A 17,324-nucleotide genomic window follows, 5' to 3' on the forward strand; every position below is an offset into this window, starting at 1 on the left:
TACGTCTTCCTGCTACATTTGCGAACTTTCGGAATCAGTTTCCATTCCGCGTCAGTAACATATCAATGCTTAGCCAAATTATATCCTCATCCTTGCACTTGTGACATAATCACCACGGAAAAGGGGGCACCCGATTACAGAAAAGAAGAGTTTACTGCCACTTTTTAGCAATGGCGATAGCCGTTTCCAGCATGTGTGGTGTCCAGTTTTCGACCTGCCAGTCCGATTTGGCCAAACTGGACCGGGACAGAAGATTCCGGGCATCCTCTGTCCCGACTGCCCTTTCCAGAATCAGCGATAATTCCACCTGCTGTTCATAAAGTTCTGGCACCTCCAAAGGCAGGTCGGTTAATACATCGAAATATTCTGGCAGAAAGTCATTGGTTGAGCGGGCTGAACTACCTCTGTTGTGATTCTGCACAATGAGGTCCATCTTGTAGAAATCGCGCCTGAACTGAATATGGCTTTGTTCCGTTTCAAGAGCCGTACCCAATTGTTCCATTACAACAAATTTGAGTTTGGGACATAGATTCAACACTTTTCGGAGCAAATGGAACACCTCTTCGGGTACAGCGTCATCGTGGGTATCGCGCCGTATGCGGCCCTTTGGCGCAGGATCGTGATCCACCCAGCTACCGCCTGAAATGTGTATTTCTCTCACCCTGTCGAGTGGGTATAAATTCAGAAGGGTATCGTCCGCAATATTGAAGTTATGGAGCTGACAGTAAAGATTATGAAGATCCAGAATAATGAAACCATTTGTAGGTAGGATTAATTTCTCCAGAAAATCTCCGTGGTATTTCACTTCATCCAGAGTGTACGAAAACGCGAGATTTTCGAGCCCGACCGGACACCGGCAGGCATCCTGAATTCGGCGTAAGCGATCTCTGCCAAGCGCCAGGGTAGCCTCAGTGAAAGGAACGCTGATGGGAGCCCCTTTGTGAAAGTCGACACCGGTCATAAAACCGAAATGCTCCGTAATATGATCAAAACGAAAGGTTTCACACATCCTCCTCAGGCGGTCCAGCCATTCCTGCTGGGCTACTGACCACCTTCCAGAAAACAGCGAGAAAAAAACACCATGCCCGACCAGCCTTCCCTGATCCGAATATTCAGTGACCAGATCCGTGAACCAGTCAGGAATTTGCTCGTATTGGAAAAGGGTATCGAAAGCCCATTCAATGGCCTGCACTTTTTCTCCCTCGAATAATGGAAGCGCTGCTGAAAGAATTCCTGCATCCAGATTACAGGCGATTGATGCGTAAATTCGATTCATAAAGTGCTCGAAAATATCAACCCATACCGCATCCGGGACAATTATAAGGTTCTTCTTTGGCTTTTCTTTCTTTGTCCTTAGGGCCAACTTCCTGTACCGCACATGCTGTTACAGTGGTAACGGCCACCGCCACGGCTACGGCCTGAAGAATAGATTTTGGAATCTTCATGTTTTTTTTGGTTTAAGTAAATAGTTTCTTCTGACAAGAAACATTCCGCATCGCTATGGTTGGAAGTCCAGCAGCATTTAATTTGCTCACTATGTAGACCTTAACATATTTTAGCTAAAATCAGTGGAATCTTCTACCAGGGGAGCCAAACTACAATAAAAAACGCCTGCATGATTTACTCAAACAGGCGTTTCCTTTAGGACATGTAAGCCAATTATTTTCCAAATAATCTGGCCCAGAATCCTTTTGCTTTGGTTTTTGTCTCCTCGTATTGTTCGGCTGCAGCCTGTTTTACCTCCTCATATTGTTCTGTGGCCTTTGCCTTCAACTCAGCGGCTTTAACCTGCGCCTCGGCAAGTTTTTCAGCAGCCAGTTCTTTGGCATCTTCAAAGGCCTCCTCCGCGTCCTCCTTCAGATCAGCAAGCTTTTCAGTCGCATCTGCGGTAAGTTCCTGTGCTTTATGTTTGGCTTCGTCCAGTTTTTCCGATGCAGCTACCTTCAATTCATCCGCCTTTGACGAAAGTTCTGTCGCCAATTCCTGCGCTTTCACTTTTCCTGCTGCTATGTTCAGTTCCACCTCATTCTGAAGTTGTTCTGCCTTAGCCGAAAATCCGGTTTTCAAATCTTCTATTTTATCCTCCGCTGCTGCTTTTAAGTCAGCTGCTTTCGCTTCAAAAGTGGATTTGGCCTCCACAGTCGCCTCCTTTACCTCTTCCAATTTTTCTTCGGCTGATACCTTAACATCTTCCGCTTTTTCAACAACATCTGCATGTACTTCACCAGCAGTTGCCACTACCTCGTCCACTTTTTCTTCCACGGCCAACTTAACCTCACCTGCTTCCTCCACCACATGTGCCTTTACCTCTTCCACAGTATCGGCCAGCTCATCTGCTTTTTCCGACGCATCGTCCGCCACGGCTTCCTCTACATCCGCTTTTACCTCATCGATTTTTTGATCCACCTCATCCGACACTGTTTCAACCGCTGCAACCAGCGATGATTCAGACTCCTCCTTCACATCAGCTGCAGCGCTCAGCACATCGTCTGTTGCATCAGCTGCGGTTTCTTTAAACACTTCTGCCTTTTCCTTTAGTGATTCTTCTGCTTCACCTGGGACTGGTTTATCATTTTCTGCCATTGTGGATGAAATTTAGGTTAAGTGGATTTGTTTTGTAGAATCGAAAGCTACAAAGGAGTTTGCAGGCTTGCAAGCAATTAGGTTACCTTTTTGTTCAGGCTAACCTTCTTATGATCAAATTTTTAACCAACTCGTAGAATCTGTCGGGTGCTAAGGTCCGCCAGTTGTTTAATTGCAACGTGCCGCCAAAATTGATGTAGTAGTCCAAACGAAAGCGTTTCCATTCCTGCTCCACATGTTCCCGGAAGTTTACTGCCGCAATCCAGCCATCTTCGATATCATCGAACCATTCTGCATAATAATCGTCTTCGGCACCGTGAAAATCAAGGATATTCTCTCCGAGCAAAACAAACTGATTGATTCCTTCCTCCACCAGCGGATCCACAACCTGGCGTTTGAAAAACATGATATCATTGTGGAGCGTATCATTCCATTCGCCGAACACCTCGATGACACAAAAGTGTTTGTCATAATCGGCAAAGAGTATCTTGACATATAATGTCTCCGACCCGATTTCATCCCAAAGCGGGTGAATATAATAGCCATAGATATTATTTTCATAATAATCCAGATTATAGGTTCGTCCATAGAATGGCGACCGTTTATCTCTGCTGGCCACATAATGCTTCTCCCAATTGTAGTACGGCTCTATTTCCTGCATATCTGTTGTTTGTCCAGGGTCTAAAATGGCACCAAAAATAAAAAGACTCGAACGATGTTTATCATCATCCAAGTCTTTTATAAATATTATTCCTGGCAAGGAAGTTTATGAGTTCATAAGGTCAAAGTGTAAAGCCCGAAATCACCAAAAACGCATAAACCAGGCGACTTTGGACTCATCAACTCTAAACTCATCAACCAAAAACCCTACAACTCCCTGATCCAGATATTCCGGAAGCTGGTTGTATTGTTATGATCCTGCAACTTGATCGGTCCGCGACCGTGCGGAGTGACCGTAGGCTGGCCCACATAGGGGGTTGTTCCTTGAATAGCCGTATGGTTTTGAATCAAAACACCATTGTGTATCACTGTGATGTAGGGAGGAATTACCATCTGACCATCCTTATTAAAATGAGGTGCTGTGTACACCACATCGTAAGTCTGCCACTCACCTGGTCCGTTTGATGCATTTACCAGGGGCATGGTTTGCTTGTAAATCGACCCGGCCTGGCCATTGGAATAAGTTCTGTTGTTGTAGCTGTCCAACACCTGAAGCTCATATATTCCCTGCATAAAGATACCGCTGTTACCACGTCCCTGGCTTGATCCTTCTACTTTAGCTGGCGTCCGGAATTCAATATGCAGCTGATAATCCCCAAATGTTTCTTTGGTTTGGATATCACCAGACTTTGGCGCAACCGTCATTGCACCGTCGCCAACGATCCAGGGTGCAGCACCGCCATTTGATTTTGCAGACACCCATTTATCAAGATTTTTACCATCAAACAATACGATTGCGTCGGAAGGAGCTGTAAATCCCGACACCGCAGAAGAAGGCTTACCCGCTGTAACGATACGTGGAATAGGATCCCACAGCTCGCTCGACTCCGGTGTTTGCTTTGCTGGTTGTAATTGTGCGTATGATGCAAAAGCCGATGTCAAACCGAAAGCGGTAATGAATAATTTTTTCATTTTGAAAAATAACAGTTTAGTGGAATTACAGGTTGTAACGGATTACAACATTAAGCAGAAAGAACCAAACAACGCTATTCTAACCTTACAAAATGTAATTTTCCCAATTCTTATATCGTAATTTGTAAATCCAGCTTATCGCCGGCCGACGACCTGGCGAGCGGCTGCCCGAGGGTTCGTAATTTTTTCAACACCTAATCAAGTCACATTACAAGTATGCTCAAATTCAACCGTCTTTTTTTTACAATGGCAGCTGGCATTACGAGCGCGTTCATGACGCAACTCTCTTTTGCACAGCAACCCATTGCCCTGAACGATCTCAGTGCGTTTACAACAAAACCCGAAAACTGGAAGATTGTTGGTAACGCTTCCGCGGATATTTCCAAGGACAACGAACTCTCAACTACACCGGGGAAAGGCGTATTGGCCAATATCCATGCACATGGAAAATATGGCAGCCAGTATGAACTCATCACAAACCTGAAGCACGGTGACCTGGATCTTGAACTGGACTTTATGCTTGCCAAAGGATCCAACTCAGGCATTTACCTGCAGGGAAATTATGAAGTGCAGCTCTTCGACAGCTGGGGTAAAAAATCTCCCCGTTTCAGCGATTGCGGAGGTATTTACGAGCGCTGGAACGATTCCAAACCAGAAGGCGAAAAAGGATATGAAGGATACGCGCCCAGGTATAATGTTGCCAAAGCGCCAGGTCTGTGGCAGCATCTGGAAATTTCCTACCAGGCTCCCCGCTTTGATGCCAACGGCAAAAAAATCGCAAATGCCGTATTTCTCTATATCAAGCTGAATGGCGTCACCATCCACGAAAATGTCGAGCAAAGCGGGCCTACCCGCGGATCACTTACAGCGGAAGATGTAGCCATGGGGCCTCTTCGCTTTCAGGGTGATCATGGATCTCTGGCAATCAAAAACATCATGATCAATAATTTTGATAAGAAACCGGGAACCCTGTCGGGCCTTGCTTACAAAACCTATTATGGCGGGTTGCTTGAAACGGAGGATTTGTCTAAACACAAACCAGCAGGTACGGGCAAATCTGAAAAACTTTCGTGGGATATCCTGAAAGAAAACAACAATTACTCCTTTGTATATACGGGTAAATACAACGCACCAACCGAAGGCAACTATACCTTCAAATTACAAGCTTCCGGAAATGCATATCTAAGTATAGACGGTAAAAAAATAATAGGACCGGAATGGAAAACGCCAAACGAATTTCGCACCGGCTCCGTCAACCTCAAAGCAGGTGACCATACATTTGAGCTTTTCTCCAACAAAAGGGACGGCTGGATGAAACCCGCACTCGGTCTGTGGATCAGCGGTCCGGGATTCCGGGAAGTAGCACTCCATTCCAAAAGTTCCGCGGTTGCGGGCGGGTCAAGTGATCCCATCCTCATCAATGCACCTACCAATACCCTGATGCGTAGCTTCATGGATGTAAAAAAAGATGCAAAATCAAAAAGAGAGCGGGTGGTACATGCCATTTCCGTGGGCAGCCCTTCCAACCTGCACTACACCTACGATCTCGACAAAGGTGCACTTCTGCAGGTTTGGCGCGGGGATTTTCTGGATGCAACACCCATGTGGCATGACCGGGGCGACGGCTCTTCACGGCCGCGTGGAAGTGTAACGGTGCTGGGCAATGACATGCTCCTTGGAAAAGCCGATGGATCTTCCAAATGGAATAGCGATACCACCGGCAGCGGGTTTCGTCAGAGGGGGTACATTCTGAATGATTCCGACATTCCTACTTTCCAATACGAGGCTTTTGGATCCAAGGTGACGGATTATATCACCGTAGTTAACAATCAGTATTTCGAGCGAATCGTGAAGGTACTCAACCCTACGAAGGGTCTTGCGGGCCGGGTTGCCGCAGGTTCTTCAATCGAAAAGGTTTCTGACGGTCTTTATGCCGTGGACGGGAAATCGTACTACATTCAATTGACAGATAAAAACGTGAAGCCCGAAATCAGAAGCGTAAGTGGCCAGCAAGAGCTGCTGATACCGTTGCAAGGCGGTGAACTAAAGTATGCTATCCTGTTCTGATTCAATTCTCTTTTAATATACAGAAGAAACATGAAAAAAATTGCACAAGTATTAATGGTCATTTTGGCCGCTCTACCCATGCTGATGGCGCAGGAGTCGCCAAAGGAGGAGGATTTCTACAAAATCATTACACCACCTATCCCGGAGGGAATTATTCTCGAAGTAGGCGGATTGACCACACTGCCCAATGGCTCGCTGGCCATTTCCACACGCCGTGGAGAGGTATGGATCGTAGACAACCCTACAAGCCGGACTCCATTCTTCAGGAAGTTCGCATCGGGTCTCCATGAAATCCTGGGCCTCGCTTACAAAGATGGTGCACTGTATTGCGCCCAAAGGGGTGAACTCACCAAACTAGTCGACAAAAATGGTGACGGCAAGGCTGAGATTTATGAAACGGTATATTCATGGCCCGTGTCTGGTCACTACCACGAATATTCGTTTGGCCCCAAACTGGCTCCTGATGGCAGTTTCTTTGTGAGTGGAAACGTTGCTTTTGGAGACGAGGAATGGTGGAGAGGAGAGAGCCGTGTGCCCGGTCGTGGATGGATTTTTCGCATTACCAATGACGGAAAGTACGAGCCTTATGCAACCGGCGTACGCTCACCTGCCGGAATCAGTATGCTTGACGGAGAACTTTTCTATACCGATAACCAGGGCGACTGGATGGGTACAGGTGGTATTTTCCAGGTCAAAAAAGGCAGCTTCATGGGTCACCCTGCAGGGCTGAAATGGGCCGGACTACCTAACTCTCCTGTTAAACTTACCGAAAAACAATTCTTTGCGGAACGCGACAACCGTCAGAAGCGTGATGCAAACGACCGGGCGATCAAGCCAGAAAATGTGGTGAATGAAACTCCGCAATTCTTATACGAACTAAAACAGAAATACGACATGGTGCAGCTCCCTGCTGTGTGGCTGCCTTATGGCGTCCACGGCGTGTCCACTTCCGAGCTGATTAAAGACAATACAAACGGCGATTTCGGGCCCTTTACCGGCCAGGTATTCGTAGGTGACCAGGGTCAAAGCAATATCATGCGTGTGGTTTTGGAGAAGGTAAAAGGGGAATACCAGGGTGCGTCGATCGGGTTCCGCAGCGGATTCCAATCCGGGGTTTTGCGGATGGCTTTCGACAAAGACGGCTCCATGTTTGTGGGAGAAACAAACCGCGGATGGGGATCAGCGGGTGATGCCAATCAGGGTTTGCAGCGTCTGGTATGGAACGGGAAAATGCCTTTCGAAATGTATACGGTGAAAGCCATGCCGGATGGTTTTGAAATTGAGTTCACCATGCCGGTGAACCGCAAGTCTGCGGAAGATCTGGATTCCTACAAGGTGAGTAGCTACATCTACAAGCATTTCCCTGTTTATGGAAGTCCGCCGGTAAACAATCAGGAACTAACAATCAAAGGCGTTAAAGTGTCTGAGGATGGCAAAAAAGTACGTTTGGTGGTGGATGGCTTACGCCAGTACTATGTACATAAAGTACAGCTGGAAGGTGTGCGTGATGCCAACAATTCCTGGTCACTTGTGCATCCCGATGCATATTACACTTTGAATAATATTCCCGACGGCGAAAAACTAAAGACTACTGAGCTTAAAACGACACGCTCAGGAAAGGCAAGTGCCGCAGCAGTTGAACCCGTGAAGGAACATGTTTCTCCGGATGGAAAAGGTAAAGCCGTGGCAGCTGCTGCTGCAAAAGCGCCAACCTGGGAGCAGATCAAACCGATCCTGACCAGAAATACCTGCCTGGCCTGCCATGCAGCAGACAAAAAAGTGGTAGGACCTTCCTACCTGGATGTAGCTAAGCGCAAGTATACCAACGAGCAGATCGTGGATCTGATCTATAATCCCAAGCCCGAAAACTGGCCGGATTACGCAACACCGATGGCGCCTATGCCTCAGGTTCCAAAGGCCGATGCAATGAAAATTGCTGCTTATATCAATTCATTGGGAAAGTAATTTCCTGCTGATCATTTTATTAAGAGGGCTGATCCGAATGAACGGATCAGCCCTCTTTCGATATCGGGGAAACGGGTCTCTGATCCGGCTTCATTTTTCCCTTTTTCAAAACAATGTATCGACTCGTGCAAGGAGCGTATGTTTGTTGCATTAAACCATTTCTTCCTTAACTTACGTTATACAACCAAAATCAACAGCATTCGGTGTATGCAATCTTTACGGGACCCATCTTTCTTAAAATCGGTTAAGGGAAAAGTTTTACTGGGCTTTTTTGTGACTTCGCTTGCGCTGGCAGCTTCCTGGGTAATTAGCAAAGCTGCTTTCAAAGATATGCTTCACACCCTGGAAGCCGTTTCTGAACCGAGTGAGAAATTACAGCTGGTGAATAAAGTTTTCAAAAACATACTCCAGCTCGATCAGCTTCAGAATGAGAGAGTGGTAAAGGGGGACACATCGGCAAAACAATTTTTAGCACGATCGACGCAGCTTATCAGTTATCTGGACACCCTGATGCTACTTTGCATCGACAGCCGCTTGCAGGTTATTCGCCTGGATTCTATGAAAAGAATTCTGAAAGAAAGAGAAAACACCTATTCGAGCTACGTAAAGGTACGCTCCAGACTGGTGAGTAACCAGGCACTTTCCGAGGAAGTAAAAACAATATCCGGACTAATTACTACAAACAAATCAAAACCGGACAGCACCGTAGTCAAAACCGAAAAACGAACAACCACAACAACGCTTTACACCGAAACTCAGGCACCGCAGGTTCAACAACAGGAAGTAAAAAAGGGCCTTTGGACTAGAATGTTCGGGTCAAAAAAGAATAAGCAACCATTGCCCCCGCCTCCGGCTAAGATTATTCAGGAACAGCAGGTCAACGTACAGGTGGATACACTGACGGTTGCTCAGGAAAATCACACCATCGAAAAAGTAGGAGAAGCGGTGAAGGCCATCGAGACCTCGCAAAAGATCAGAACCGATCACTTTGTAAATCGTGAACAAGAACTGGCAACAACGGGAAACACACTCGTAAAACAACTACTGAGGGTGATGCAGGAGGTAGAACGTGACCTCGTGAAGCAGTCGAATAGCGAAGGTACACAGGCACAAAAAATGGTGTCGAAAAGTATAAGTCGGCTGGAATATGTGATGATGGGCTTCTTTTTTCTAACGGCCCTGCTCGCTTATCTGATCTTCGCTGATATCGCAAAAAGCAATCAGTACAAGAGCCAGCTGGAGGAAGCCAAAGAAGAGGCCGAATATCACAGCATGGCAAAGCAAAGGTTTTTATCCAACATGAGCCACGAAATAAGAACGCCCCTGCAATCCATCATCGGCTACACCGAAGCACTCAAAAATGCAGAAAGACCGAAACAGCAGGACCTGGAAACACTGCATGCTGCATCCGAACACTTACTTTATCTAGTCAACGATGTATTGGACTACAACAGAATTATTTCCAATCAGTTCACATTCGAGGACCGCACTTTCGCTATTTCGCCATTACTCAGAGAGGTCATTCAGATGCTAAGACCCACCACCATAGCCAAATCACTGGATCTTACCCTTGAAGACACTTTGCCCGCTGACCTGTACTTAAAAGGTGACCCTTTCAGGATTCGGCAGGTCCTCTACAATTTACTCACCAATGCGATAAAGTTTACCGAAAAGGGAGAGGTTACACTAAGAGCCAGCGGAGTAGAAACAAAAAAAGGGTTCAAACTGGAATTCCAAATTGCCGATACAGGAATCGGACTATCGGAGGAGCAGATTAACCGGGTTTTTAATCAGTTTGAACAGGCGGATCCGTCCATCGCGAGGAAGTATGGCGGGTCGGGGCTGGGGCTGAGTATTGTAAAATCTCTTGTGGAGCGTATGTCCGGCACCATTAAAGTTGTCAGCAAACCCGGTGCAGGTACTACTTTCATTGTCCATTCCTTGCTACCAAAGGCCGACAAACCACCGCAAATCATACAAGACCCGGACCACAGTACGGTGTCATTTAAAGGTAAGGTGTGGCTGGTGGATGACGATGCATTCATTCTCAAATGGTGCTCCTCGGTACTCCAGGCGCAGGATATTAATCACCGCACTTTTTCATCTGCCGAAGAGGCCCTTCAACATCCGTGGGAAAAAGAAGTAACTGTAGTACTCACCGACATGCGCATGCCCGGGATGAATGGGGCGGAACTCTGCAGCCGGCTCAGAAAAACCGCTTCGGGGCCGGTGAAGTTTTATGTACTTACCGCTCAGGCACTTCCCGAAGAAAGAGCCATGCTGATGAAACAAGGCTTTGACGGGATCCTCATGAAGCCATTCCATGCGCAGGAATTACTTAAATTATTGCATGAAAACAATGTTGAGCCCCTTCAGCAGGAAAACGAGATGGATTTCGTTGCGTTAGGAGAAATGACTTTCGGAGATGAATCGCTGCTTCGTGAGATCCTGGAGCAATTTGTGAAAGACATGAGATCGGACGTGGATGTTTTACAGAAAAATATCGATTCCCTCAATTACCACGAACTCGCTGAGATCATGCACAAACTTGCCGGCAGAACCGGGCAAATGGGAATAAGAAGTTTATCTGAAAAGCTCCGAAAGGCGGAGATCACCCTTAGGGATGATGAAACCATGTCTCACCAAGCGCTCCACGACCTGCTTTTCGACACCGTCACCGTCATTGATCAGGTGGAAGAAAAGATGCTTACTTACTCGATATGATATTTTTCGATTTTATAGTAAAGTGTCTTCCTGTCAATATTCAACAACTTTGCCGCCTTGCTTTTATTGTATCGGACCTCCTGAAGCACCTTTTCAATCATCTCTTTTTCACTATTTTCCTGCAAAGCTTTCAGGTCAGATCCTACCGCTTTGGGTGCTTCATGTATTTCGGTAATCATCTCGGCAGGGAGTGCGTCGATGTTAGCAACCTGTCCTTTGGACAATAGAACAAGGCGCTTAATCACATTATTCAATTCGCGAAGGTTACCGGGCCAATCGTATTGAGCAAAAATACTAAGCACTTCTTTTGAAAGCTGAGTCACATTGCGGCCAATCTCCAGGTTGGCACGCTGCACAAAGTGGTCTATAAAAATCCCCAGATCCTCTCCCCTGCGCCTTAACGCTGGCACCTCAATCTTGAACTCGTTGAGCCGGTGATACAGATCGTCTCTGAAATCTCCATTGGCAGCGTTAACCATCAAATCTTCATTGGTCGCTGCTATGATCCTAACATCGACTTTGACAGACTGTGTGCTCCCAATTGGTACAATAACGCGCTCCTGTAAAGCCCTCAGCAACTTTACCTGCACTTCATAACTAAGATTACCTATTTCATCCAAAAAGACGGTGCCGCCATCAGCAGCTTCGAACTGACCCACTTTATCCTGCAATGCACCGGTAAAAGCTCCTTTCTTGTGCCCAAAAAGTTCACTAGCTGCCAGATCTTTGGACAACGACCCACAATCTATCGCCACAAAAGGGCCGGCCTTTCTTTTACTCAGCCGATGTATTGATTTTGCAACATGCTCCTTTCCAGTACCACTCTCTCCCTGAATAATGACCGACATATCCGTTGGTGCTACAAGCCGTACATATTCGTAAAGTTGCCGGGAAACTTCACTATTTCCTTCAATGAACTCGGCAGATAACTTTTCCTCTTTCCTGGAATTGCTTGGCGTTACTTCTTCCTTTCTGTTCAACACCTCGCCTAGCACCATCAATAGCTCTTCATGATTCACCGGCTTGGTAATGTAGTCGAACGCACCACTTTGCATGGCATTTACCGCCGTGCGTACGTCATGAAAGCTCGTCATGATCAAGGCAGGGGTGCGAATCCCCTCATTTCTGATTTCTTTCAAAAGGTCAACAGAATTTCCGTCAGGCAGACGATAGTCCAGCATCAGAACTTCAAAATTATTACTCTGGCGTATCACGGCACTTGCATCCTTTATTGTGGCGCATACCTTCACGTCATGACCATGGCGTCCCAAATAAATAGTTAACAATTTGGAGAAAGTAGTATCGTCTTCAACAAGAAGTAAATGAGCCATAAAGAGCAAAAATCAAAAATTATGTGAAACGTAAAATATTAAACGTTATTGTTCGCCATAAAATTATAAAAACTAAAGCCAAAAAGCCGGAGAATTCCCCGGCCTTTTAGCTCAAAAACTAATTAATTGTTATAATTAAACAACCCATTCCAAAACTACTCAACTTTTTTACCTTCCTTGTCCAGATTCACAGTGGCCGTCTCCTCTCCTTTTTTCACAGCAATTTCAAAATATTGCGTCTTATCCTCTTTTGTTACCAACGATGCCCCGGTTACTTCCCAGCCCTTGTATGCATCACCTGCCAGAGCAGTTTTAACGGCCTCAGGCAAGTCCTCCGGCTTCACAGGCACTTTCTCTTGAAGAATTACTACTACACTATTGGACTCAACGATTCCTTTCGACTGCACTGTACCCATTGATATTAAAGCCAGTGCCAGTGCCGAAACAATTACATTTTTCATAATGTTGAAAATTTAAGTTAACGATTGATTAATGTGTGAATGTTCTTGACCGAAAAGTATCTATAATGATACCAGCATAAAATGTAATTATATAATTTTCTTATTATCAAGCATTTAAATAAAACACTCTAAAAATCTAATAATTTGATTGTGTCAAAATCCGCAACAACTTGCTGACAAATGCGCCATTTTACCCATTCTTTAACTTAGCAACCGGTAAGAGGAACTTAGGAAAAATCCTGTTTTCGGATTAAATAATTTAGTCCTACGAAGATTTTTTTTTAAAACAGGACGGATTGAAAAAGTTTATTACTTATCTTTGTTGTAGCATTAATAGAAAATAAAGTAGAGCTAGTTCTACAATATCAATAATTGCACTGTGCACCATCCGTATTTTTTTACTCAACGTTAAATTATAGTTACCTGACCCTTTCAAAACCATTTCGTTTGAAAAGAAAAAAGAGCCCGAACGGACTCTTTTTTTCTTTTAAAACGAGCCGTATTAATCAGCCCTGAAAATTACCTACACTTCCTGAACCACCCGACCTCTCAAAGTTTTTAATGGTGGTCATTCTTCACCCAAGAACAGATGTGACACATTAGCAAAAAATATCTACTTCACTCACAATTTCACTATACGCTAACAATCAGTTAGTTGCGAAAATTAATATTTAAATCATAGCAACGAATAAGTGCATTTCGCCTGAATTTTAGATGGAACTTAAGCTCCGGTGTGATCTAAAGCTTTTTTCGATGCGTAGGTTGTTCAGTTCTCTTTTCGACGGACGAAAAGAATTTGTAACCTTTTTTGCTATGAACAAGATAATGAAATCACACACTGATTCCGATAAGCAGGAAGAAAAAGTGACATCGGTTGTCAACAGGCGTTACTTCTTGCGCTCTGCCGGATTAGCCACCTCCATGGGTGCTATTGTACTGGGAGCATGTAAGGATGATGATCCTGCTGTAATTCCCGGAACCGGCGATGCCGTGGATCTGGGATCCGGCGACATCGGCGTTCTGAATTATGCCTATGCCCTGGAGCAGTTGGAAGCAGCATTCTACGCTCAGGTGATCACAACGCCTTACACTGGTATGTCGGATACTGAAAAGACAATCCTCACCGACATTCGTGATCACGAAATTATTCACCGCGATTTTTTCAAAGCTGCCCTGGGCGACAAAGCAATCAAAGGCCTCACACCAAACTTCTCTACGATTGATTTTTCAAGCCGGACGTCTGTTTTAGGTGCTGCCAAACTCTTTGAAGACACCGGAGTGGCTGCATACAATGGTGCAGGGAAATTGATCAAAAATGCGGAATACCTTCTCTTAGCCGGCAAAATCGTTTCTGTTGAAGCAAGACATGCGGCTGTAATACGTGACCTGATCAATCCTAAAACAATGGATTTCGCTGGTGATGACATCATCAACGCCGATGGTTTTGACAAAGCAACTGCTCCGGCAGACATCCTCAATGCTGTGAAAGGATTTGTAAGGGATACCATTACAGGAGCCAGTGTTGGTAAATAATTTTCAACTTTAACTTGATCAGAAATAATGGATATTTTCAAAATATTAGACGATTTTCAAAAAATTGACGGTGATGCCGCAGGACGACTTCAATATGCCACGCGCCGTCATTTCATGAACCGTGTGGGTAGTAAGGTTGCATCTGTTGCTATTCCGTCCATCTTCGCAACAGTTGTAAACAAAGCCTTTGCGCAATCCGCCGCTGCTGTGGATGTATTGAATTACGCTCTTACACTGGAATACCTCGAAGACGAATTTTACAAGGCTGGTAACGCGGCAGCCAATCTCATTCCAGCGACCGACAAGGTGATTTTTACCACAATTGGCAAGCACGAAACCGCTCACGTGGCGTTCCTGGTGAAAGCATTGGGCACAGCCGCGATCAAAAAACCTACTTTTGACCTTACTTATGGTGGTGGTTTTGCCGACGTTCTGACCAATTACAAGACTTTTGTGGCAGTTTCAGCGGCTTTGGAGGATACGGGTGTACGTGCGTACAAAGGACAGGCCGGTGCGCTGATCGCCGATCCACAAATTCTGGAATACGCATTACAGGTGCATTCCGTAGAAGCTCGTCATGCGGCCGTAGCCAGGAGATTGTTTGCCACTGTAAACGCATCCCCTGCCACCAAGGGCTGGATTACCGGAAAGCAAGCGCTGGTTGCAGCCGTACAGCCTATATATGATGGTGAGGACAATATGACGCAAGGTGGTGTGAATATCAAAGGTTTGGCTTCAAAATCTGACGCCGCTGTTTCAGAAGCTTTTGATGAACCATTGACCAAGGCGGCAGTACTTGCGATCGCAGGACCGTTTATCAAAGCCTAAACCATTTAGGACTCTGTTCACGCTCAACGCACACGGAGACTTCAATTTTATCACACAAAATACACACTATACTTTGCAAAAAAGCTATCCACACAACGGATAGCTTTTTTGTTTTGAATGCCAATAAGGAATAGTGTGCAGTAACTTTTTCATAAAGTTTGGATCCCGACTGGCAAGGTTTGCTTAAATTGTAGCGTTGTTTCTTCATAATCCTGACCCTGTAAATGAATACTCCATATAACCGACGCGGCTTTTTAAAAAATTCCGGCCTGGCTGCAATAGCCACAGTGATTGGAACAGAGATGGTTCATGCTGACAAGCTTCCTGTGCAGGTAGCGTTGTCCGACGTGGGAGAAAAAGATGCTCTTAAAGGGAAGAGTGCCGAAATGATCGTTCAGGGAGATAAGCCCTGGAATGTGGAATCTCCATTGCATCTTCTGGATGACGAGGTAACGCCGGTTGAGAAAATGTTTATCCGCAACAATGGGCTGGTACCTGAAAAAGTGGATATAAAAAACTGGACACTTACCATAGACGGAGAATCGGTTATTGCTCCCAAAACTTACACGCTTGCCGAACTCAAAAAGAAGTTCAAACATCATACTTATCAACTCGTGCTGGAATGCGGGGGGAATGGAAGATCTGGTTACGCTCCTTCCACTTCAGGAAATCAGTGGGGCCAGGGTGCTGTGCATTGTGCCCAATGGACCGGTGTGCGCCTTAAAGATATTCTTAAGGACGTAGGGGTAAAAAATGATGCGGTATATATAGGATACCACAGCAAAGATCTGCACCTGAGCAGGGATCCGAAGAAAGAATCGATTTCCCGGGGCGTCCCCATCGCCAAGGCAATGGAAGACGAAACGCTGATCGCCTTTGCTTTGAACGGCAAGGACATTCCGGAATTTCATGGTTTCCCGTTAAGACTCGTGGTAGGTGGCTGGCCAGCATCCGTGTCGGGCAAATGGCTCAGCACCATTTCGGTTCGCAACAAAGTCCATGATGGAGCTAAAATGGATGGCCACAGCTACCGGATACCCAAAAGCCCGATAGCTCCCGGCCAAGAAGTCCCGCAAACGGATCAGTATTTCATAATCATTGAATCCATGCCGGTGAAGTCGATCATCACATTCCCTAAGTCAGGAGCGATGATCGCAGAGAAAACGGAACTAGCACTTCGGGGCCATGCATGGGCCGGCGACTATGCTGTTAAAAAAGTGGAAAGCTCTATAGATTTTGGAGCCACCTGGCAGCCTTGCAGTTTACAAGCACCCGCCAACAGGCTCGCCTGGCAACACTGGAATACAAAGGTCAAATTTCCGGGTCATGGGTACTACGAGGTTTGGGTACGGGCAACCGACGAAAACGGAATAGCACAGCCGATGGTGTCACCAGCATGGAATCCTGGTGGTTATCTCAACAATGCATGCGAACGCATTGCGGTGAAAGTGGGCTGAAACAAAACAAAAAAAGCCTGACATCTTTAAAGTACATCAATTCATGAAATTTATAATAGTCGGTTTGATCGGGATGGGTTTGTATTACCAAGCATTATCCGGCCCGAAGGATCACGTTGCCAGTTACCTTCCTGAGGCTGCCGAATCATTGGACACGCTCAAGAGGGATCCGGAAACGGGCCTGGTTGTTGACCAAAACCTGTACATGATCAAAGCCCAGTGCACCAGCTGCCACTCTTCCAAGCTGATTATTGCCAATCGCTTCACGCGCGATGGCTGGAAGCAGAAAATTCGGTGGATGCAGGAAAAACACAATTTATGGGATCTGGGTGAGACGGAGAAACAGGTATTGGATTACCTTGAAAAATATTATCCCCCCGGACAACCGACAGCCAGAAGAGCACCCCTTAAAGATATTAAATGGTATAAGCTCGAACAATAATGGTTGGATCCAAATATCCGGGTTTAGCATTTACTGCATTCCTGTTTCAAACTCATTCAAATATTTATTCAGGAACGATTAAGAAAAAGCATTTTCGCAATTGAGTCACGGCTTTATCATGCGAATCGCATGCAACAATTAAAATAACTACTTCACATCCGATGGCGACCAGGTAATCTCTATCTTTATGCCTCAAAGAAATGCTGATAATGCGCTTACAATTGCCCAACCATACCCTACGCAGATTAAGAATTATTTACTTTTTTTTTCTCACCTGTTGCCCTGTTTTATCGTATTCTCA

The 17,324-nt window shown here is 45.6% G+C and carries 14 protein-coding genes; 7 read left to right on the top strand and 7 right to left on the bottom strand.

Annotation, left to right across the window (positions count from 1 at the left end; all coding sequences use genetic code 11):
* Positions 1-151: 151 nt before the first annotated feature.
* The 5 genes from DYADSP32_RS14260 to DYADSP32_RS14280 form a co-directional block, all read right to left on the bottom strand.
* The gene (locus DYADSP32_RS14260; RefSeq protein WP_149242107.1) at positions 152-1,276 is read right to left on the bottom strand and encodes a DUF692 family multinuclear iron-containing protein; all 1,125 of its coding nucleotides are present in this window, start codon (positions 1,274-1,276) and stop codon (positions 152-154) included.
* Between the two features lie 16 nt (positions 1,277-1,292).
* Positions 1,293-1,445 carry a hypothetical protein gene (locus DYADSP32_RS14265; RefSeq protein WP_414617771.1) on the bottom strand — a complete coding sequence of 51 codons (153 nt, stop codon included), beginning with the start codon at positions 1,443-1,445 and terminating at the stop codon, positions 1,293-1,295.
* A gap of 214 nt (positions 1,446-1,659) precedes the next feature.
* Positions 1,660-2,583: a hypothetical protein gene (locus DYADSP32_RS14270; protein WP_149242106.1), complete on the bottom strand. Its 924-nt coding sequence runs from the start codon at positions 2,581-2,583 to the stop codon at positions 1,660-1,662.
* Between the two features lie 94 nt (positions 2,584-2,677).
* Positions 2,678-3,244, bottom strand: a complete 567-nt coding sequence (locus tag DYADSP32_RS14275; RefSeq protein ID WP_149242105.1) for a hypothetical protein — start codon at positions 3,242-3,244, stop codon at positions 2,678-2,680.
* A 206-nt stretch (positions 3,245-3,450) separates the two neighbouring features.
* The gene (locus DYADSP32_RS14280) at positions 3,451-4,215 is read right to left on the bottom strand and encodes a DUF1080 domain-containing protein (protein WP_149242104.1); all 765 of its coding nucleotides are present in this window, start codon (positions 4,213-4,215) and stop codon (positions 3,451-3,453) included.
* A 246-nt stretch (positions 4,216-4,461) separates the two neighbouring features.
* On the opposite strand from DYADSP32_RS14280, the gene DYADSP32_RS14285 reads away from it, so the two are divergent.
* From DYADSP32_RS14285 to DYADSP32_RS14295, 3 genes are all read left to right on the top strand, one after another.
* Entirely contained in the window at positions 4,462-6,282 is a 1,821-nt protein-coding gene (locus DYADSP32_RS14285; protein ID WP_414617772.1) for a family 16 glycoside hydrolase, read from the top strand.
* A 30-nt stretch (positions 6,283-6,312) separates the two neighbouring features.
* Complete coding sequence (locus DYADSP32_RS14290; RefSeq protein WP_149242103.1) at positions 6,313-8,247, top strand: c-type cytochrome; 1,935 nt, start codon at positions 6,313-6,315, stop codon at positions 8,245-8,247.
* 207 nt (positions 8,248-8,454) lie between these two features.
* Positions 8,455-10,971, top strand: a complete 2,517-nt coding sequence (locus DYADSP32_RS14295; RefSeq protein ID WP_149242102.1) for an ATP-binding protein — start codon at positions 8,455-8,457, stop codon at positions 10,969-10,971.
* Here the strand turns inward: DYADSP32_RS14295 and DYADSP32_RS14300 are convergent.
* Complete coding sequence (locus tag DYADSP32_RS14300; protein WP_149242101.1) at positions 10,959-12,302, bottom strand: sigma-54-dependent transcriptional regulator; 1,344 nt, start codon at positions 12,300-12,302, stop codon at positions 10,959-10,961. The two genes, DYADSP32_RS14295 and DYADSP32_RS14300, sit on opposite strands and share 13 nt — an antisense overlap.
* A gap of 155 nt (positions 12,303-12,457) precedes the next feature.
* Positions 12,458-12,763, bottom strand: coding sequence for a hypothetical protein (locus DYADSP32_RS14305; protein ID WP_149242100.1), 306 nt, complete (start codon positions 12,761-12,763; stop codon positions 12,458-12,460).
* Positions 12,764-13,576: 813 nt separating this feature from the next.
* On the opposite strand from DYADSP32_RS14305, the gene DYADSP32_RS14310 reads away from it, so the two are divergent.
* The 4 genes from DYADSP32_RS14310 (at position 13,577) to DYADSP32_RS14325 (ending at position 17,023) form a co-directional block, all read left to right on the top strand.
* Positions 13,577-14,296, top strand: coding sequence for a ferritin-like domain-containing protein (locus tag DYADSP32_RS14310; RefSeq protein ID WP_149242099.1), 720 nt, complete (start codon positions 13,577-13,579; stop codon positions 14,294-14,296).
* A 27-nt stretch (positions 14,297-14,323) separates the two neighbouring features.
* Positions 14,324-15,124: a ferritin-like domain-containing protein gene (locus DYADSP32_RS14315; protein ID WP_149242098.1), complete on the top strand. Its 801-nt coding sequence runs from the start codon at positions 14,324-14,326 to the stop codon at positions 15,122-15,124.
* 224 nt (positions 15,125-15,348) lie between these two features.
* Positions 15,349-16,581, top strand: a complete 1,233-nt coding sequence (locus tag DYADSP32_RS14320; protein ID WP_149242097.1) for a sulfite oxidase — start codon at positions 15,349-15,351, stop codon at positions 16,579-16,581.
* Positions 16,582-16,624: 43 nt separating this feature from the next.
* Complete coding sequence (locus DYADSP32_RS14325) at positions 16,625-17,023, top strand: hypothetical protein (protein ID WP_149242096.1); 399 nt, start codon at positions 16,625-16,627, stop codon at positions 17,021-17,023.
* Positions 17,024-17,324: the final 301 nt, after the last annotated feature.

It is taken from the genome of Dyadobacter sp. 32 (genome assembly GCF_902506755.1).
Classification (GTDB): domain Bacteria; phylum Bacteroidota; class Bacteroidia; order Cytophagales; family Spirosomataceae; genus Dyadobacter.